The sequence below is a fragment of the Candidatus Rokuibacteriota bacterium genome, from assembly GCA_016209385.1.
In the GTDB taxonomy this organism is placed as follows: domain Bacteria; phylum Methylomirabilota; class Methylomirabilia; order Rokubacteriales; family CSP1-6; genus JACQWB01.
The window spans coordinates 1-18,144 of sequence record JACQWB010000117.1 but is presented as its reverse complement, the minus strand read 5'-3'; the positions used below and the strand labels follow the sequence as shown (position 1 = coordinate 18,144).

19 protein-coding genes are annotated in these 18,144 nt (G+C 68.7%); 17 read left to right on the top strand and 2 right to left on the bottom strand.

Translation table 11 applies throughout. The features are described from left to right. The 7 genes from HY726_07780 to HY726_07750 form a co-directional block, all read left to right on the top strand. Nucleotides 1-1,050, top strand: a 1,050-nt coding sequence (locus HY726_07780) for a carbon starvation protein A (GenBank protein MBI4608890.1), incomplete at its 5' end; no start/stop codon positions are given. Nucleotides 1,051-1,137: 87 nt separating this feature from the next. Beyond that, entirely contained in the window at nucleotides 1,138-1,419 is a 282-nt protein-coding gene (locus tag HY726_07775) for a hypothetical protein (GenBank protein ID MBI4608889.1), read from the top strand. Between the two features lie 33 nt (nucleotides 1,420-1,452). Continuing rightward, on the top strand, nucleotides 1,453-2,451 hold the full coding sequence (locus HY726_07770; GenBank protein MBI4608888.1) for an ArsA family ATPase: 999 nt from the start codon (nucleotides 1,453-1,455) through the stop codon (nucleotides 2,449-2,451). Nucleotides 2,452-2,456: 5 nt separating this feature from the next. Continuing rightward, nucleotides 2,457-3,488, top strand: coding sequence for a TRC40/GET3/ArsA family transport-energizing ATPase (locus HY726_07765; protein MBI4608887.1), 1,032 nt, complete (start codon nucleotides 2,457-2,459; stop codon nucleotides 3,486-3,488). An 18-nt stretch (nucleotides 3,489-3,506) separates the two neighbouring features. Then, nucleotides 3,507-3,728, top strand: coding sequence for a YHS domain-containing protein (locus tag HY726_07760; GenBank protein ID MBI4608886.1), 222 nt, complete (start codon nucleotides 3,507-3,509; stop codon nucleotides 3,726-3,728). Between the two features lie 10 nt (nucleotides 3,729-3,738). Next, a complete protein-coding gene (locus tag HY726_07755; GenBank protein MBI4608885.1) occupies nucleotides 3,739-4,236 on the top strand; it encodes a hypothetical protein in 498 nt (165 codons plus the stop codon). 331 nt (nucleotides 4,237-4,567) lie between these two features. Then, nucleotides 4,568-4,801: a hypothetical protein gene (locus HY726_07750; GenBank protein ID MBI4608884.1), complete on the top strand. Its 234-nt coding sequence runs from the start codon at nucleotides 4,568-4,570 to the stop codon at nucleotides 4,799-4,801. A gap of 121 nt (nucleotides 4,802-4,922) precedes the next feature. Here HY726_07750 and HY726_07745 read toward each other — a convergent pair whose 3' ends face one another. Next, nucleotides 4,923-5,279 carry a hypothetical protein gene (locus tag HY726_07745; protein ID MBI4608883.1) on the bottom strand — a complete coding sequence of 119 codons (357 nt, stop codon included), beginning with the start codon at nucleotides 5,277-5,279 and terminating at the stop codon, nucleotides 4,923-4,925. A 6-nt stretch (nucleotides 5,280-5,285) separates the two neighbouring features. Beyond that, nucleotides 5,286-5,939 (bottom strand): hypothetical protein, encoded by a 654-nt coding sequence (locus tag HY726_07740; protein MBI4608882.1) that lies wholly within the window; start codon nucleotides 5,937-5,939, stop codon nucleotides 5,286-5,288. A gap of 192 nt (nucleotides 5,940-6,131) precedes the next feature. Here HY726_07740 and HY726_07735 point away from each other — a divergent pair, with 192 nt between their 5' ends. The 10 genes from HY726_07735 (at nucleotide 6,132) to HY726_07690 (ending at nucleotide 18,070) form a co-directional block, all read left to right on the top strand. Next, nucleotides 6,132-6,407 (top strand): integration host factor subunit beta, encoded by a 276-nt coding sequence (locus HY726_07735; protein MBI4608881.1) that lies wholly within the window; start codon nucleotides 6,132-6,134, stop codon nucleotides 6,405-6,407. Between the two features lie 67 nt (nucleotides 6,408-6,474). After that, nucleotides 6,475-6,957, top strand: a complete 483-nt coding sequence (locus HY726_07730; protein MBI4608880.1) for an HIT domain-containing protein — start codon at nucleotides 6,475-6,477, stop codon at nucleotides 6,955-6,957. A gap of 68 nt (nucleotides 6,958-7,025) precedes the next feature. Continuing rightward, the gene (mutS, locus tag HY726_07725) at nucleotides 7,026-9,623 is read left to right on the top strand and encodes a DNA mismatch repair protein MutS (GenBank protein MBI4608879.1); all 2,598 of its coding nucleotides are present in this window, start codon (nucleotides 7,026-7,028) and stop codon (nucleotides 9,621-9,623) included. A gap of 193 nt (nucleotides 9,624-9,816) precedes the next feature. Continuing rightward, nucleotides 9,817-11,544 carry a DNA mismatch repair endonuclease MutL gene (mutL, locus tag HY726_07720; GenBank protein ID MBI4608878.1) on the top strand — a complete coding sequence of 576 codons (1,728 nt, stop codon included), beginning with the start codon at nucleotides 9,817-9,819 and terminating at the stop codon, nucleotides 11,542-11,544. Nucleotides 11,545-11,552: 8 nt separating this feature from the next. After that, nucleotides 11,553-12,506: a tRNA (adenosine(37)-N6)-dimethylallyltransferase MiaA gene (miaA, locus tag HY726_07715; protein ID MBI4608877.1), complete on the top strand. Its 954-nt coding sequence runs from the start codon at nucleotides 11,553-11,555 to the stop codon at nucleotides 12,504-12,506. Nucleotides 12,507-12,530: 24 nt separating this feature from the next. Beyond that, the gene (gene hflX, locus HY726_07710; protein ID MBI4608876.1) at nucleotides 12,531-13,805 is read left to right on the top strand and encodes a GTPase HflX; all 1,275 of its coding nucleotides are present in this window, start codon (nucleotides 12,531-12,533) and stop codon (nucleotides 13,803-13,805) included. 52 nt (nucleotides 13,806-13,857) lie between these two features. Next, entirely contained in the window at nucleotides 13,858-14,430 is a 573-nt protein-coding gene (gene pgsA, locus HY726_07705; GenBank protein MBI4608875.1) for a CDP-diacylglycerol--glycerol-3-phosphate 3-phosphatidyltransferase, read from the top strand. Next, on the top strand, nucleotides 14,408-15,751 hold the full coding sequence (locus HY726_07700) for a DUF512 domain-containing protein (protein MBI4608874.1): 1,344 nt from the start codon (nucleotides 14,408-14,410) through the stop codon (nucleotides 15,749-15,751). The genes pgsA and HY726_07700 overlap by 23 nt, the downstream gene beginning before the upstream one ends. A 120-nt stretch (nucleotides 15,752-15,871) precedes the next feature. Then, nucleotides 15,872-17,197 carry a ribosome biogenesis GTPase Der gene (gene der / locus HY726_07695; GenBank protein MBI4608873.1) on the top strand — a complete coding sequence of 442 codons (1,326 nt, stop codon included), beginning with the start codon at nucleotides 15,872-15,874 and terminating at the stop codon, nucleotides 17,195-17,197. A 285-nt stretch (nucleotides 17,198-17,482) separates the two neighbouring features. Continuing rightward, on the top strand, nucleotides 17,483-18,070 hold the full coding sequence (locus HY726_07690; protein ID MBI4608872.1) for a DUF3047 domain-containing protein: 588 nt from the start codon (nucleotides 17,483-17,485) through the stop codon (nucleotides 18,068-18,070). Nucleotides 18,071-18,144 lie beyond the last annotated feature (74 nt).

The window sequence follows — 18,144 nt, the reverse complement described above, 5'->3', positions numbered from 1 at the left end:
GCGGTGGCGGCGGCTGTCATCTATGCCGCAGCGGTCACGCCGATGCCGAAGTTCACCCAGCCAGTGCTCTGGACGGCGTTCTTCCCGACCTACGCCGCGATCCTCCTGGTGCTGATCGGCGCGCTCCTGACCCCGGTGACCGGTATTGGCCTCCAGCAGCCGGCCTTCAAGAGCTTCTGGTCGCCCATCGGCCCTCTCTGGCCGATCCTCTTTGTCGCCATCGCCTGCGGGGCGATCTCGGGCTGGCACAGCCTAGTGGGGAGCTCGGTCAGCTCAAAGCAGCTCGATCTTGAGCCTGATGCCCACCCGATTGGGGCGGGGGCGATGCTCTCCGAAGGCCTCCTGGCCCTGATCTCGCTGGCTGCCTATATGGTCCTGGTGCCCGGGACCTTTGACCCGATCCGGGGCGTCGAGGCGTGGGTCATGGGGACGACCAAGCTGACCTCCGCGTACCTGGGCGGCGAGGGCTTCTTCCAGACCTACTTCGGCGCGATCCTGGTCCTCTACGCCTTGTCGCTTCTCACCCTGGTGGTGAGAGTCTGGCGCCTCGCGATCGCCGAGTTGCTCGGCGACCGGATGCCGATCGCGGCGAATAAGCATGTCGCGACCCTTGTGGCCCTGGCGGTCTGCTGGGTCTTCGTGGTCTGGGGGAGCTGGGTAAACCTCTGGATCTTCCTGGGCTCGGCGAACCAGCTCATGGCAGGGCTGGCCCTGATGATCATCAGCGTCCACCTCGCGCGCATAGCTAAGCCAACGCTCTGGAGCTTTATCCCGGCCTGCTTCATGATCGTCACGACGCTGTCTGCGATTGCCTGGACCACTCTCAACAACTACCTCTACAAGGCGTTCATCCTGGGCCAGGCCCAGAAGCTGGCCTCGCCGCCGATCAACCAGAGCGAGCTGGCGTCGCAAATTCTCGCGCTGATCCTGCTCTTCGTGGGGGCGTGGCTCTTCTACTACGGCCTGAAGATGGCGGTCTACCTCTACCGCGCTTACTTCCGCCACAAGGCGGCACCGGTGCCGGAGCCTTCACCGGTCGGGGCCCGGTAGAGGGCGCATGGTTCGCGCGCGGGAGGGACGGGAGCGCTCCTGTCCCTCCCTTTCTTTTCCCTGGGCTCGCAACTGTGAGGGGACACGATGAAAGAGTCGAAGAAGGAGAAAAAAGAGAGCGGGGGGTTCCTCCAGGCGGCGAAGAGCATCTTCTACGGGCTGGCTGCTCACGGGCACGTCACGGCTGCCCTCAAGACCCGGATGCACCTCGAGCACCTGTTCATGTTCATCACCGTCGGGGACATGCTCGGGATCCCGGTGCTTCCGCCCTACTACTCGCTCCGCATCCTCCCGTACGCGGTCCCGAACATCAAGGCGTGGAAGATGCGGCTCGCGCGGGAGCGGGACTTCACCGACTCGATGTACTAGAGCTCGGCCGGGCCAGGCATCGCGGAGGCCTGAATGAAAGGGCTCTTGCAGTTTCTGAAGGAACGCTCCGGGATCGAGATCTTCATCTTCGCGGGAAAGGGCGGGTTGGGCAAGACGACCTGCAGCTCCGCCGTCGCGTACCACCTGGCGACGGTCGAGAAGCTGCGGACGCTCCTGTTCAGCACGGACCCCCAGGCCTCCCTCTCCGACATTTTCGAGCGTGACTTCTACGGGAAGGGCGTCACCGAGATCCTCCCCAACCTGTCCGTGGTCGAGATCGATGCCGATCGGCGGGTCGCCGACTACCAGGAGGAGATCAAGCGGAAGATCAAGCAGATGTACGGGCTCGACGAGATCCCTGCCGAGATCGACGAGTACATCGACTCCACCTCGGCCGAGCCCGCCATGTACGAGTCGGCCACTTACGACGCGATGGCCGAGCTCGTCGCCAAGCGGGACTTCGAGCGGTATATCTTCGACATGCCCCCCTTCGGCCACGGCGTCCGCATGGTCGCGATGGCCGAGATCCTGTCCAAGTGGGTCGACAAGATCACCGAAGCCCGCGAGAAGGTGCGCGAGTACGAGGAAGTGGCTGCCACCCTGAAGGGCGAGGCGGTCGGGCAGGACGAGGTCATGAACGAGCTGCTCGACATCCGGAACAAGATTCGGACCTTCACCGACCTGATCACGGACTCGAAGCGGACAGCATTCTTCATGGTCCTGATCCCGGAGCAGATGGCCATCCTGGACACCGAGCGCGCGCTCACGATGTTCGAGGACCTGGGGATCAAGATGTCGGGACTGGTCGTCAACCAGGTGTACCCGCCAGAGCTGCTGCAGCGCGCGGGCCTGAGCGACTTCCTCAAGAGCCGGATCGAGATGCAGCAGCGCTACCTCGGTACCATCAAGCAGAAATTCGGCCCGCACCTGATGGGCCTGCTGCAGATGTACCCGCGCGAGCCGAAGGGGCTCACGATGATCGCCAACGTCGCGGCGGATTTGATGCGCTCGGACTCCTTCCTCACGGCGTGACGCGGATGCAGACCATCGCCCAGCTCTTCGAGGCCCGACCGCGGCTCAAGTACGTCTTCACCGGCGGCAAGGGGGGCGTCGGCAAGACCGTCTCGGCGGCCGCGCTGGCCTACCACTTCAGCCGGGAGGGCCGGAAGATCCTCCTCGCTTCGCTCAACCCGGTGCACTCGCTGTCCAGCGTCTTCGGCCAGGACCTCCGGGGAGGGACGATCCGGCCGGTATCGGCGCCGGACCTGGTCGGGAAACTCTACGCCTCCGAGGTGGAGGCCACCGACGTCGTGGACCGGTACCGCGTCAACATCGCCCACCGCGTGCGCGAGTTCCTGAAGTGGGCCGACATCCCGGTCGACGCCAAGCCCTTCGTCAACATCGCCGTGACGAACCCTGCCTTCGAAGAAGCGGCGATGTTCGACAAGATGGTCGACATCATGCTCACCGAGGGCGAGAACTATGACGCGATCGTGTTCGACACGGCCGCCGTGGCCAACGCGGTCCGTCTCATCGGTCTCTCCAAGATCTACGGGCTGTGGCTTGGGCGGATGATCCAGAGCCGGCAGGAGGCCCTGTCGATGAAGATCCAGTACGCGTTCCGGAAGGAGAAGGTCATGGACGAGGTCAAAAAGGACCCGCTCATGTCCGACCTCCTCTCCATGAACGCCCGCTTCCGGCAGGTCAAGGGGGTCCTGGTGGATCCGGAGCAGACGGCGTTCTTCTTCGTGACGCTCCCGCTGGCCCTCCCGATCGCCGTGGTGAAGCGCTTTATCAACATGGTCCGCAGCTACGACATCGCCATCGGCGGCGTGATCGTGAACCAGCTCATCAAGCGGGAGACCGCGGCGGCGAGCCCGGGCGACGAGTATCTCCAGGGCAAGTTCACCGAGCAGCTCGGCTACGCGCGAACGATCAAGCGGGACCTGGGCGACCTGGTGCGGGGCTTCGTCCCGCTCTACCCGAAGGAGGTCACCGGGGTGGAGAAGGTGGTGGACGTGGCGAATGACATCCTGGGCTTCGTGCCCGACTTCTGGCCCGATCTGTAGAGGGGGAAGGTGGGAGAGATGCTGGCGAAGCTCCTGAGCCTGCTGAACGGACGGCGTGCCAAGGACCAGGTCTGCGGGATGTCGGTGGCGAGGCCGAACGCCGCCACCCACGCGTACCTGGGCGAGACCTACTACTTCTGCTCGGAGCGCTGTCGCGACCGGTTCCGCGCATTTCCGGCGCGGTACCTCGAGCTCCCGGTAAAAGTGCCCGATTCTTCCACGGGCGGGGGCTGCTGCTAGGGTGGCCGTCATGGAGGCTGTCGCGCGACAGCCGATCGCCGCGCGCAACCTGGTCTTCGGCACCTCGAACTTTTTCGTGCTGCCGGTTCCGTCACCGTGGGAGCTGGTTCGCGGACCCTTCCAGCCGGAGGTGGACACGTGGACCCGCCGGGAGAACGTGTCGTGGGTGACGGAGGGACGGGCGGCCTACCTCCTGTACGACCCTGGAACGAAGCGCGGCATCGAGCTCCACATCGACGTGAGGCGGCGGGGAGGGGCGGCCGACGCCCCGGCGCCCGGCCCAGCCGGCGCGCTCCGGGACTCGGTCGTGATCGGCGGACACCAGGCCGTGTGTAGCGTCGTCACCCTCCGGCGGGGCCTCTGGCCGCGGCGAACGCTCCACCGCGTGCGCGTGGCGTTCACCTGCGAGCCGCTGGCCCGCGCGATCACCCTGGACCTCATCGGCGCCTACGGGCAGGACCTCCTGCACGCGCTGGCGCGGGACCTCGGGAGTATACAATGTCATTAGAGCTCCTCGGAGGGGGGCTCCGCCCCCCTTCCGAACCTCCCCCCAGAGGTTGCGCGGGCCAAGCCCGCGCTCGGAGCGCTTCGGCCGGGTGCGGGTGGACGGTGCAGCATTCGAATGTAGTTTTTCAGCACGCTATTAGGGCGGGGGCGCTACCGCCGCGAAGCCTGAGCGGGAAAGGAGAGGAGCCATGAAGCGTCAGGTCTTGGTCGAGTTCGTCGGGGCCCTCCCGGCCGTCATGGAGTTTTGAGGGGCCAAGTACGCCGCGGGTTGCGGCGTCAGCCGGCAGGAGATCAGAAACCAGTTCCCCGAGTACCCGCCCGAAATCCTCGCGATGCAGGACCGGGCCGCCCAGATGGCCCACCAGCTCAAGCAGGACTTCGGGCCGCTCGTCATTGCCAAGCCGGTCGGGCTCGATACCCTCCGCGGGCTCTGGCTATCCCTGAAGCACCGATTGCGGAACGACCTCCACGTGGTCATCAACGGCAAGCGCGTCGTCCGGGGGGCGGTGGACTACGCGGTGGTTCGGAGGGCCATCGAGGAGGAGTCGAGCGTCCAGGTTGCCTAGTAATCGGAGGGGGACACCCACGCCTTCGGCGTGGGTACCCGGGCCCCCTCCGAAGCCTCCCCCAGGAAACGGTTGCGCCGGCAGAGCCGGCGCTCAACCGGTTACTCCGGCGCGCGGGTGGTCAGTGGATGTCGGGGAGGTCGTCCGTGATATCCCGCTCCGTGAGCATGGCACGGCGCCAGTCGGTGAGGCGAGGGAAGAGATAGGGGAGCATCCTGAGGGCGACCGTCGAATTCATCAGCGGAATCCCCAGGAACTCCCCCAGCAGTACCACGTTCATCAGGTTCTCGACCTGGCGTTTCTCTTTCTGGATCTCCTTGTAGGTCTCGAGGAACGCGAGCCCCCAGAGAAAGTCCCGGGCGATCCGCCAGATCTTCAGCGACCGAAAGGCCTCCCAGAGCTTCTTCATCGCCCGTCCCGCCAGCATGTATAGCAGGCCCGCCCGGCTCCGGTCAACCCGGCGGTCACGCGCGCGCACCGGCGATCACCGGACCGCCTCTGCGGCGATCGCCTGGAGACCGGTGAGCAGGCGATCCCCCGGGAACTCTTCCGATGTCGGCGAGAGACTGAGGAGGAGGTGCGGGGACGAGCTCCGGATCGACATCCGGTGGAGGCGGAACGGAAGCCCCTCCACGATTCCGGCCCAGCGTGGACGCGGATCGGGCTGGCCTGCCGGGTAGGCCCACCGGAGGTCGGCTCCGCCAGCCGCCTCGGCCACCAGCCAGCGTTCTGCGGTCGCCGAACGGCTCCCTTCCCGGCCGGTCGGCGTGGTCAGGTCGAACAGCTCGACTTCGCGGCGCGGCTCCTTTTCGAATTCACCCTTGACCACGAGCAGGTCGCGACGCCCGCGGGCACGGTTGAAGATCCAGAGGAGGAGCATCTCGCGGGGCTCGAGCACGACCATGATGCCGAGCCACTTGAAGGGCTCGGGGGGACTGGATGCGAGAATCTGAAAGGCCGAGGTGCCGAGCCACTGGATCTTGGGAGGCGGATTCAGCCCGGCGAACCCCTTGGCCAGGCCGCGAACGAAGCGGCGACTCTGCCGGCGATTCCACTGGGCGCCGACGAAGTACCAGACGAGCAGCACCACGCAGACCGTGATCACGACGGTCGCGGGAACGTTGGCGAGCCACTCCATCGTGCCCACCCTAACGGAAGGCTCGGGGGCTGTCAACCGGCGCCCGCTCCCCGGGCAATGGCTCATAACCCTTTAACGTACTTGACAATCTTGATCGCGGCGTGCTAGCGTGACCCCCGACTGGCGTGGGGGACCTCGCCGGTCGGCCATGGGGCGAGGGTACAGGTAGGGGGCCCACCGGGGGAGCTGACCATGACGAAGGCGGACTTGATCAACGAGGTCGTCAAGCTCTGCAACCTGACCAAGAAAGAGACCGATCTCATCGTTAACACTGTCTTCGACAACATCGCCGAGGCCCTTACGAAGGGCGAAAAGGTCGAGCTCCGGGGCTTCGGCAGCTTCAGAATTCGCCACCGGAACGCGCGCAAAGGGCGCAACCCCAAGACCGGAACGAGCGTGAGCGTTCCCGAGAAACGAGTCCCGTTCTTCAAGGTAGGCAAACGGCTTCGGGAACTCGTCAACGCGTGAGCTGTCTGGTAGCGATGTCGGAGGCAGGGGGGCCGCGCGTCCCCCTGCCTTCGTTCTTTCGCTCCCCGTGAACCGCCTCTGGGCTCCCTGGCGCATGGAGTACGTATCCGAGGGGGGGCGCGCCGATGTCTGCCTGTTCTGCGCCGCGCTCGCGGCGAATGACGACCGGAAGTCGCTCATCCTCTGCCGCCGCCCCAAAGCATTCTTGATCCTGAACGCCTACCCGTACGCCCCCGGGCACCTGATGGCAGCCCTCACCCGTCATGTGGGCCCGCTGGAGGAGGCCACGGCCGAGGAGCTGGCCGAGACGATGAGGCTCGTGCAGTCCGCGATCCGGGCGCTCACCGCCAGCTATCACCCGGACGGGTTCAACATCGGGGTCAACCAGGGACGTGTGGCGGGGGCGGGCGTGGTGGACCATTTCCACGTTCACGTGGTCCCGCGCTGGAACGGCGACACCAACTTCATGCCGGTCCTGGGCGACGTTCGTGTGCTCCCCGAGTCTCTCGGAACCACCTACGACCGGCTGCGCCCGATCGTCGTGCCGTAACCGTGGAACCCACCGGTCGCCGCGAGGATCGTGCCGAGCCTACCGTCGCGGCCTCGGCGCTGACGCCCATGATGCGCCAGTACCGGGAACTGAAGCGCCGGTATCCCGACTACCTCGTCCTCTTCCGGCTCGGTGACTTCTACGAGATGTTCTTCGAGGATGCCCACCTGGGGGCGCACCTCCTGCAGATCGCGCTGACTTCCCGCCAGAAGGGGGACGGGGCGATCCCGATGGCCGGGATCCCTCATCATGCCGCCGACGGGTACATCGCCAGGCTGCTCGCCGTGGGCCAGAAGGTCGCCGTGTGCGAGCAGATGGAGGCTCCGGGGAAAGGGAAGAAGCTGATCCGGCGGGAGGTGGTGCGGGTCATCACGCCGGGGACCGTCACCGACACCGCCTTCCTCGACCGCGGGACGAACAACTACCTGCTCGCCGTGACCAAAGGGCGAGGAGGCCTCGGGATTGCGCTCGTCGACGTCACGACGGGCGAGTTCCTGGTCGGCGAGGAGCCGGGCGAGGGAGGCGCGCTGCTCGCCGCCGCGAGCCTCCGTCGTCCCGCGGAGGTGCTCCTGCCCGCGACGCTCAGGGACGACACCGCCCTTCTCGGGCGGCTCGGCGAACACGGAAGCACGCTCTCCTTTGCTGACCCCAGGATGTTCGAGCCGCGGGCGGCGCGGGACGCGCTGAGCCATCAGTTCAGGGTCGCCTCGCTCGACGTATTCGGCCTCGGCGGGATGAGCTGGGGGCTTCAAGCGGCGGGGGCGACGCTCGCCTACCTCCTGGACACGCAGGGCCCCTCGTTCGGCCACCTGACGCGGCTCCAGCGCTTCCACCCCGGGGAGGCGATGCTCGTCGACGAGACCGCCGTCGCCACGCTCGAACTCTTCGAGACAGTCCAGGAACGATCGGTGAAGGGATCCCTCTTCGGTTGTCTCAACGAGACGCTGACGCCGATGGGGACCAGGCTCCTCCGCCAGTGGCTGCTCCGCCCGCTCCTCGACCTGGACGAGATCGCCGCCCGCCAGGACGCCATCGCAGCCCTGGTCGCCAACCCGGACCGGCGATCGGAGTTCCGCTCCCTCCTCGCCGGGATCGGAGATCTCGAGCGGCTCACCGGGCGCGTGGCGCTCGGTGTCGCCCACGCGCGTGACCTGGTCGCCCTCCGCGGCTACCTCGCGCCCCTCCCGGCCCTGAGGGGGGCGCTGGCGGGATCGGCGACGCCGCGGCTCAACGCCCTGGCCGACGCGATCGCCGAGCTCCAGCCGATCCAGAAGCTCCTGGAGGATGCGCTCGAGGACAATCCCCCGCTCGCGCTCCACGAGGGCGGGCTGATCCGCGAGAGCTGGCACCAGGGCTTGGCCGACTTGCGGCGCGAGGTCCGGGAGGCCAAGGCCTGGATCGCGACCCTCGAAGCCCGCGAGCGCGAGCACACGGGAATCGCGAGTCTCCGGGTCAGGTTCAACCGGGTGTTCGGCTATGCGATCGAGGTCTCCAAGGCCAATCTGGCGCGCGTCCCGCCCGAGTACATGCGCCGCCAGACGCTGGTGGGGGCCGAGCGCTTCGTGACCCCCGAGCTTCAGGGGTACGAGGCGAAGGTTCTCGGCGCCGAGGAGCGGATCCACCGGCTCGAGCTCGAGCTCTTCGAGGAGGTGCGCGCGGCGGTGGCGCGTGAAGCCCCGGCGCTGCTCGCCACAGCGCGGGCCATCGGCACCACCGATGTCCTGGCTGCCCTGGCCGAGGTGGCCCACCGCTGGGGCTACGCCCGCCCGCTCGTGGATGGGAGCCGCCTGCTCCGCATCGTGGACGGTCGGCACCCGGTCCTCGAGACCGTCGGCGGCCGCCCCTTCGTCCCCAACGACCTGGAGCTCGACGGGGAAACCACCCAGGTTGTCATCCTCACCGGTCCCAACATGAGCGGGAAGTCCACGTTTATGCGCCAGGCGGCGCTGATCGTCATCCTGGCCCAGCTCGGCGGCTTCGTCCCGGCTCGGGAGGCTCACGTCGGCCTGGTGGACCGGATCTTTACGCGGGTGGGAGCTCACGACAACCTCGCGCGCGGCCAGAGCACGTTCCTCGTCGAGATGGTCGAGACCGCCAATATCCTGCACAACGCGACGGACCGGAGCCTGATCCTCCTCGACGAGGTCGGCCGCGGGACGTCCACCTTCGACGGGCTGGCGCTCGCATGGGCCGTTGCCGAGGAGCTGCACGGGCACACCTCCGCCAAGGTGCTCTTCGCCACCCACTATCACGAGCTGACCCGGCTGGCCGACTGCCTGCCCCGTGCAAAGAATTTCCATGTGGCCGTCCGCGAGTGGAACGACGAGATCATCTTCCTCCACAAGGTCCGCCCGGGTGGGACGGACAGGAGCTACGGGATCCAGGTGGCACGGCTGGCCGGGCTCCCCGCGCCGGTCGTCCAGCGGGCGAAGGCGCTGCTGGCCGAGCTGGAGGCGAGCCGGGACGGGCTCACCGGCGAGTCGGGCGTCGGCGACGCGGCGGCTCGCGCGTCGACACCGGCAGGCCCGGTGCAGCTCGCGCTCTTCCCGTCGGCGTCCCACCCGGTGTTGGCCGAGCTGGCTCGTCTCGACCTGACCGAGCTCACCCCGCTCGCGGCGCTGAACCTGCTGGGCCGGTGGCAGGGCCGGATTCGAGAATCCGCATGAGCCATCGTCCGTCAACCTGCTGGGCTGTGGCGTTTCGAGCGCCCACCCACCCCTTCGGGGCGGGTACCCGGCCGGCGCAATCAACTCGGGCCTCGCGTGGCGGGTGGCCTGCCTCGCGGCATGGCCGAACCCGCCACGCTCGAACTGCAGGGGGGAGGTTCGGAAGGGGGGCGTAGCCCCCCTCCGAGGGTGTATGAGCCGGATCCGCCGGCTGCCCGATCAGGTGGTGAACAGGATCGCCGCCGGGGAGGTCGTCGAGCGCCCGGCCTCGGTCCTCAAGGAGCTTCTGGAAAACGCCATCGACGCGCGGGCCAGCGCCGTGACCGCCGACCTCCGCGATGCCGGACGGCTGCTGATCCGCGTCACCGACGACGGGGAGGGGATGACGCCGGAGGAGGTCGAGCTGGCGCTCGAGCGCCACGCCACCTCCAAGATCGCGACCGAGGAGGATCTGCGAACGATCCGCTCGCTGGGGTTCCGGGGCGAGGCGCTCCCGGCCATCTGCGCGGTCTCCCGCTTCACGATTACCTCGGTCCCGGCGGGGACGGCGTGGGGAACGCTTCTCAGGGGCGAAGGCGGCGTAGCCACCGAGCGGCTCGAAGCGGAGGCGACGGCGGGCACGACCGTCGAGATCCGCGACCTGTTCTTCAACACTCCGGCCCGCCTCAAGTTCCTCAAGTCTCCGCAGTCGGAGCTGGCCGCCGCGCTGCGCGTGGCTCAGCACCTCGCCCTGGCTCACCCCGAGCTTCACCTCCGGGTGACCCACAATGGCCGATCCGTCCTGACTGCGCCCCGCGCGACGACGCTGAGGGACCGAGTGGGCTCCCTCCTCGGTCATGAGCTCGCGGCCGAGCTCCTCGAGGTCCGGTCGAACGAAGGAGGCGCCGGGCTTTCCGGGTTGCTCAGCCCGCCGCGGCTCTCGCGCGGGAGCCGGGACTGGCTGCTGCTGATCGTGAACGGCCGGCCAGTCAGGGATGCGGCGATCCTGGAGACTCTCGTCGAGGCCTACCGCCCGCTCCTGGCGCGCGATCGGTTCCCCGTGGCGGTCCTGTGCGTCGACGTTCCCCCGAGCGAGGTCGACGTCAATGTCCATCCAGGCAAAGCATGGATCAGGTTCCGCCAGCCGAGGCTCGTCCAGGAAAGCGTGTTCAGGCAGGTTCAGGCAACCCTCCGTTCGGCCGGGGTCGTCAGCCCTGTGGGAGGGGTGACCCGCGTCGCCGCCCCGTCGCCCGCGCCCCAATCGGCGTCGCCCATCGTGGGGGCACCGGGCAGTGGCGCTCCGGTCGATGCCGTCCCGGTCGAGCATCAAGAGCGGCTCTTCAGGGAATCGGAGGCAGCCTACGCGCCCTGCCGCTTCGGCGTCCTCGTCGGGCAGCTCCAGGAAACCTTCCTCGTTTCCGCAAGCGACGACGAGGTGTTCTTCATCGATCAGCACGTCGCCCACGAGCGCGTGGTGTTCGAGCGCTTGAAGGCCGAGGTCGCAGCCGGGCCGCTGGCGTCGCAGGAGCTGTTGTTCCCCTGCGTGCTCGAGCTGGGCCCGGCCGGTCGTGCGCGCCTCGGTCAGTGGCTCCCCACGCTCGCCGACCTCGGGTTCTCGATCGAGGAGTTCGGCAGCGGAGCGTTCGTGCTCCGCGCGACCCCCTCCCGCCTCAGGAGCGAAGAGCCCCAGCGCCTGATCGAGGGTCTCCTGGAGGAGGTGGGAGCGCGGCCCCCCGGATCCCCGCTCCTGGACCGCGTCCTCGCCTTCGTCGCCTGCCGCGCGGCCATCAAGGCGCACCAGCCCCTCGACCGGGGCGAGATGGTGCGGCTGCTCCAGGACCTCTCGGCGAGCGAGACCCCCTACTTCTGCCCGCACGGCCGCCCGATCGTCTCCCGCCTGTCACTCAAAGAGATCAGGCGCGAGCTCCGTCGAAGCTGGTGAGGCTGCCGATGTCTGAGCACGAGGACGTGGCACCGCCCCTGGTCGCGATCGCCGGGCCCACGGGCGTGGGCAAGACCAGGGTTGCGGTGCATCTGGCCGCGCGCATCCCGCTGGAGGTGGTGAGCGCCGACTCGCGCCAGGTGTACCGGAGGATGGACATCGGCACGGGCAAGCCGTCGCCAGGCGAGCTCGCCGCCGTGCCCCACCACCTGATCGACGTCGTGGACCCCGACGAGCACTACCACGCGGCGCGGTTCAGGAGGGATGCGCTCGCGGCGATCGCCGACATCCGCGGCCGCGGGCGCCTCCCCGTGATCGTCGGGGGCACCGGCCTCTATGTCCGGGCGTTGCTTCGCGGGCTCGTCCAGGCGCCCCCGGCTGACCCGCTCTTCAGGCGGGAGCTGGAGGCGTGGGCGCGAGCCCGGGGACCAGGAGCACTCCACGAGCGGCTCGCTCGAGTAGATCCTGAAGCAGCCAGGCGCATCTCACCGAAAGACAAGGTCAGGATCATCAGAGCTCTTGAGATCTATCGTCACACCGGCGAGCCACTCGGCACACCCTCCCACTGGCGCGAGAGCCGTCCCCCGTGGAAGCTCATCATGGTGGGGCTCACGATGCCTCGGCCGAGCCTGGCTCAAGCCCTCCATCGGCGCGTGGACGCCATGGTGGGGCGCGGGCTCAGGGCCGAAGTCCAGGCCCTGCTCGAAGCCGGCTACGACGAGGGTCTGTCAGCGCTGAAGGGGATCGGCTACCGCCACTTTGCCTGGGTCATCCGCGGCCGCCTCACGGAGGCTGAGGCCGTCAGGCTCATGAAGCGCGACACCGTCCGTTACGCCAAGCGCCAGTGGACATGGTTCGCCCGCGAGCCGGACCTCCTCTGGATGGACGTCACGACTGCCGGGGGCCCCGAGGGGACGGCCGAGGCCATCGCCAAGCTCATCGAGCGCGCGGGCCTCGTCTAGCAGCATGCTGAAGGACTTGATGCCATGGCGGTAACGACCACAACCCGCCGCCCCGAGCGGGCGCTCCTCGCGGCGCTGTGCCTACCGGTCCAGCGGCGCTGGGAGGTGCTCGAGTCACTCCAGGAGCTGGAGCGGCTGGCGGAGGCCGCGGGCGCCCAGGTGGTCGGTGCGCTCACGCAGGAGCGCGAGGCGCCGTCGCCCTCCCTCCACTTCGGGAAGGGGAAGGTGGAGCAGCTCAGGGAGCTGGCGCGCGAGCGCCGGGCTGACCTCGTGATCTCGGACGACAGCCTGTCCCCGGTCCAGGAGCGTAACCTGGAACGCTCCCTCGGGGTGAAGGTCATCGACCGGACCGCCCTCATCCTGGACATCTTCGCCCAGCGCGCGCGGACCAGCGAGGGAAAGCTCCAGGTGGAGTTCGCCCAGTTCACGTACCTGCTCCCGCGGCTGGTCGGGCAGTGGAAACACCTCGAGCGACTGGGTGGCGGGATCGGGACGCGCGGCCCCGGCGAGACCCAGCTGGAGTCCGACCGGCGGATCATCCGCCGCCGGCTCCGACGGATCCGAGACGCGCTCGGCGATGTGCAGACCCATCGGCGGCTCCTCAGGGAGCGACGCAGGTCGAGCGGCCTCCCCGTCGTGGCGCTCGTGGGTTACACGAACGCCGGGAAGACCACGCTCCTCAACCGGCTCGCGGGCGCCGCCTTCCCGGCGGCCGACCAGCTCTTCGTCACGCTCGACCCCGCGGCCCGCGTCGTTGCGGCTCCGGGCCACCAGCCGTTCATCCTGACGGACACGGTCGGCTTCATCCGCAAGCTCCCGCCGCAGCTCGTCGCCGCGTTCAAGGCCACCCTGGAGGAGCTGGCCGAGGCCGATGTCCTGATCCGTGTCCTCGACGCCAGCCACCCCCAGGCGGCCGAGCAGCGCGAGGCGGTAGAACGGCTCGTGGCAGAACTCGATCTCGCCGAGCGACCGTCCATCCTGGTGTTGAACAAGATGGATCGGCTGCCGGGCGGCAACGGGCTCCCGCCCGCTGTCGGCGACGGGCCCCGGGTGGCGATCTCGGCCCTCACGGGGCAGGGGATCGAGGAGCTGCTCCAGCAGATCGAGCTGGTCCTCCGTCCACGGTTGGATCACGCCGTGCTCCGGATCCCGTACGCCGACGGTCCGACGCTCGCGCTCTGCTACAAGATGGGCCGCGTGCTCCGCCGCACCGACGAGCCGGGCGGGATCCGCCTCGAAGTCGAGCTGCCTTCGCACTTCCTCGCCACGGTCGCGCCGTACCGGATCGGCACGCCCTGAAACTCTCGCCGGTGCTATACTAGGCCGCGCGGCCCCGCGCTCGGCTGATCCAATGGGACTGGCCAACTGGCTGACAACCTTCCGGATCTTGCTGATCCCTGTGTTCGTGAGCCTCCTGGTTTACCGGCACACCACGGCGGCCCTCGCCGTCTTCTGCCTGGCGAGCGTGACCGACCTCCTGGACGGCTACATCGCCCGAACCCGCGGCAGACCGACCCGCCTCGGCGCGTTCCTGGACCCGTTGGCCGACAAGCTTCTGCTCACGACCTCCTTCGTCACCCTGACCTACCTCTATCCGCGGCTCCTGCCGTTCTGGATCACGGTGACGGTGCTGAGCCGCGACCTCGTGCTGGTCCTCGGCACCGCGCTGATCCACGTCGCGGGCGGGCGCGTGCACCCGACGCCGACCCGACTCGGCAAGGCGAGCGCCGCGCTGCAGATGCTGACCGTCCTGGCCGCGCTCCTCGTCCTCGCCCTCAAGATCGACCTCTGGATCAAGATAGCCCTCGTCTGGATCACCGCCGGCTTCACGATCGCCTCCGGGATCCAGTACCTCTACCAGGGGACCAAGCTCCTGAACTATCCCAGCGACAAGGAACCCCATGTCCCGACCCTCGTCCGCTGAGGGCGTCGTCGTCGCGCAGGTGCGCAGGGGGAGTCCCGCCGCCGAGGCCGGGCTCCTGCCGGGAGACCGTCTGCTCGCCATCAACGGCGCGCCGCTCCGGGACGTCATCGACTTCCACTTCCAGGCCGGGGAGGAAGTGCTCCGGATCGCGCTCGTACGCGACGGCGCTGCCGGCGTGGCGATCGTCCAGCGCCGGAACGGCAAGGGGCTCGGGCTCGAGCTGGCGCCGCCGCGGCCGGGGGAGATCACCACCTGCGCGAACAAGTGCGTCTTCTGCTTCATCCACCAGCTCCCGCGCGGCATGCGGAAGAGCCTGTACGTGAAGGACGACGACTACCGGCTCTCCTTCCTGCACGGCAACTACATCACGCTCACCGACCTGGACGAGGCATCCCTTGCGCGGATCGAGGCGCAACGGCTGTCTCCGCTGTACGTGTCGGTCCACGCGACGGACCCCGAGCTGCGGCACCGCCTCCTCGGGGAGCCGCGGGTCAAGCGCGCGATCCTGCCGCTCATGGAGCGGCTCGCCCGCGCCGGGATCATCATGCACGCGCAGATCGTCCTCTGCCCCGACTGGAACGACGGTCCCCCCCTCGAGCGGAGCGTGGTGGATCTCGCGGGCCTCTATCCCGGGGTGGCGACCGTCGCCGTGGTTCCCGTCGGCCTCACGCGCCACAGGGAGCGCCTCCCCACGCTCCGGTCGGTGACGCCGGACGAGGCCCGGACCCTGGTGCGCGTGGTCGAGGCCTGGCAGCACGAGTTCCAAGCCCGGCTTGGGAGCCGCTTCGTGTTCGCGGCTGACGAGCTCTATATCCTGGGCGGAATCGAGGTCCCGCCGGCTCGGCACTACGAGGGCTTCCCGCTCCTGGAAGACGGCGTCGGGCTCGTCCGCCGCTTCGTCGACGGGTGGGAGCGCGTAGTCCGCCGGCTTGGCTCGCGTGGGCCGTACCGACACGCCGCCTCCCCGACGGCCCGGCGGGTCACCGTGGTCACGGGTGAGATGTTCGCCCCCAGGCTGACGACGCTCCTGGGCGCGGTGCAGCGCGGCGACCTCGTCGTTGAGGTGATCCCCGTGGCGAACGACTTCTTCGGCCGCGCCATCGGCGTCGCAGGGCTGCTCACCGGCCAGGACATCCTCCAGCAGCTCTCCACCCGTGCCCTCGGCGACCTGGTTCTCATCCCCGCCGCGGCGCTGAAAGACCGCGAGGGCGTCCTCCTCGATGACCTGACACCCGCGGACCTCGCGAGCCATCTCGGAGTCGGCGTCAAGGCGGTGGACCCCACCCCGCGCGCCCTCGCTCGAGCCCTCCTCGGAGCCTAGCTTGTGTCGGAGTAATGCCCTTCGAGCGCGGGCTTTGCCCGCGCAATCGATTCCCGGGGGAGGCCTCGGAGGGGGCCGTCGAGGCCCCCACCGATTGTCCCAAGCCGCTCAGGGCCTGTGATGGTCAGGCCGGTCATCGCGATCGTGGGGCGCCCCAACGTCGGCACGTCCACGCTCTTCAACCGCCTGGTGGGCCGACGCCAGGCCCTGGTCCACGACCTCCCGGGCGTGACGCGCGACCGGCTCTACGGCGTGGTCACCTTCGACCGGTGGCAGGGGACCATGATCGACACGGGCGGGTTCGATCCCCTGACCGAGCACGATCTGACGCGCGCGGTCCGGCGCCAGGTCATGGCCGCGATCGAAGAGGCCGAGCTCATCCTCTTCGTGGTGGACGGGCGGGCCGGGGTCACCCCCCTCGACGCGGAAATCGCGCGAACCCTCAGGCGCTCGCAACGTCCGGTTCTGCTGGTCGCCAACAAGCTGGATGGTCCGCGCCAGGTTGCCCAGGTGGGTGAGTTCTTCGAGCTCGGCTTCGCCGAGGTGTTCCCGGTCTCGGCTGAGAACGGCCGGGGTGTCGACGAGCTCCTCGAAGCCGTCCGGAGCCGTACGGGTGGCTCACACGCCAACTCGCCACCCGACGGACTGCGCGTGGCGATCATCGGCCACCCCAACGTGGGGAAATCGTCGCTGATCAACGCGCTGCTGGGCACCGATCGCCTCCTGGTTCACGCGGCGCCCGGTACCACGCGCGATGCTGTGGACACGCCCCTCTCCTTCCGCGGGCGCCACTACGTGCTCGTCGACACCGCGGGCATCCGCCGCAAGGGCCGCGTCAGCGCGCCCTTGGAGAAGCTCGCCGTGGTGATGGCCCTCAAGAGCCTGGAGCGATGCGAGGTTGCCGTGGTCCTGCTGGACGCCACCGAAGGGATCACGGCCCAGGATGCCCGGATCGCGGGCTACGCCCAGCAGGCGGGACGGGCGACGGTGCTCGCCGTGAACAAGTGGGACCTGGTGCCGCCCCGGAGCGTCCGCCGGGCTGAGGTGGTCGATCAGCTCCGTGATCGGCTCCCGTTCCTGGACTACTCCCCGGTGGCCTTCACGTCTGCGCTGACCGGTCTCGGCCTCGCGGAGCTGTTTGACCTGGTGGATCAGGTGGCGGAGGAAGCGACGAAGCGGATCCCCACGCCGCTCCTCACCAAGACGCTCAGCCAAGCCATGGAGCGCCGTCCAGCGACAGCCGGCGGCATGCCGCTCGTTTTCCACTCGGCCTCCCAGGTTGCCACGCTGCCCCCGACGTTCGTCGTCCGCGTCAATCAACCGGGGAAAATCCACTTCTCCTACGAGCGCTATCTCGTGAACGCGCTCCGGCAGGCCTTCGGCTTCACGGGCTCCCCGGTGCGGCTCGCCTTCCGCCGAGGGTCGTCAAAGAAGGCAAGGCGGTAACGCGTGGCCCCGCGCCCCGGAATCCGGCCCGTGCCGGTGATTCTGGCCCTGCTGGGGGTGGCGGTGGTGGTTCTCCTCGCATCGAGCCCGAGGCACCGCCAGTTTTACGCAAAGCTCTTCGGTGCCCATCCGCGGACCTCCCCCGAAGCCGGTCCCCCCTTGCCTTCACCCGCTGCTCGACCGGCCGTTCCGACAGCTCCATTTTCCCCGACGTCGGTTCCGGCGGCGCCGACGCGCACGGCGCCGCCACCGGCGCGGAGGGGCGATCGAGTAGTCGTGCGGGTCGTGGACACGCGTCCGGCGAAGCTGCCGAGCGTCGGAGTGCCGCCGGCGTGGAACCTCAAGGAGTTTGCGGGGCGCGCCGTGGTCGAGGTGGTGCGGGAAGATTCCCGCCTCGCGCTCCGCCTCCTGAGCGACGGGACCTCCTTCGCGCTCTACCGGGACGTGCTCGTTGACGTCAAGCAGTACCCGATCCTCGCCTGGCAGTGGAAGGTCACGAAGCTCCCGACCGGTGGCGATGTCCGCGAGCGCGCAACCGACGATCAGGCGGCTCAGATCTACCTCGTCTTTCCCCGCTGGCCGTCCCCCCGCACGAACAGTGATGTGATCGGCTACATCTGGGACAGCCGCGCGCCGGTCGGATCGAAGCTCACCAGCCGACAGGCGGCGAATGTCCGGCTGGTGGTCGTCCAGAGCGGCCCCGATCGGCTGGGGCGGTGGGTCCGCGAAGAGCGGAACGTCCACCAGGACTACGTCGAGCTTTTCGGCAAAGAGCCGCCCCGGATGGGCCAGCTCGCCCTCATGGTTGACTCCAACGACACGCGGAGCCGGGCGGAGGCGTTCATCGATGATCTGGTCTTCGTCCGCCCCTAGGACAATCGGAGGGGGGCCGGGTACCCACGGCTGTGCCGTGGGTGCGCCTTCGGCGCGGGTACCCGCCCCTTCCG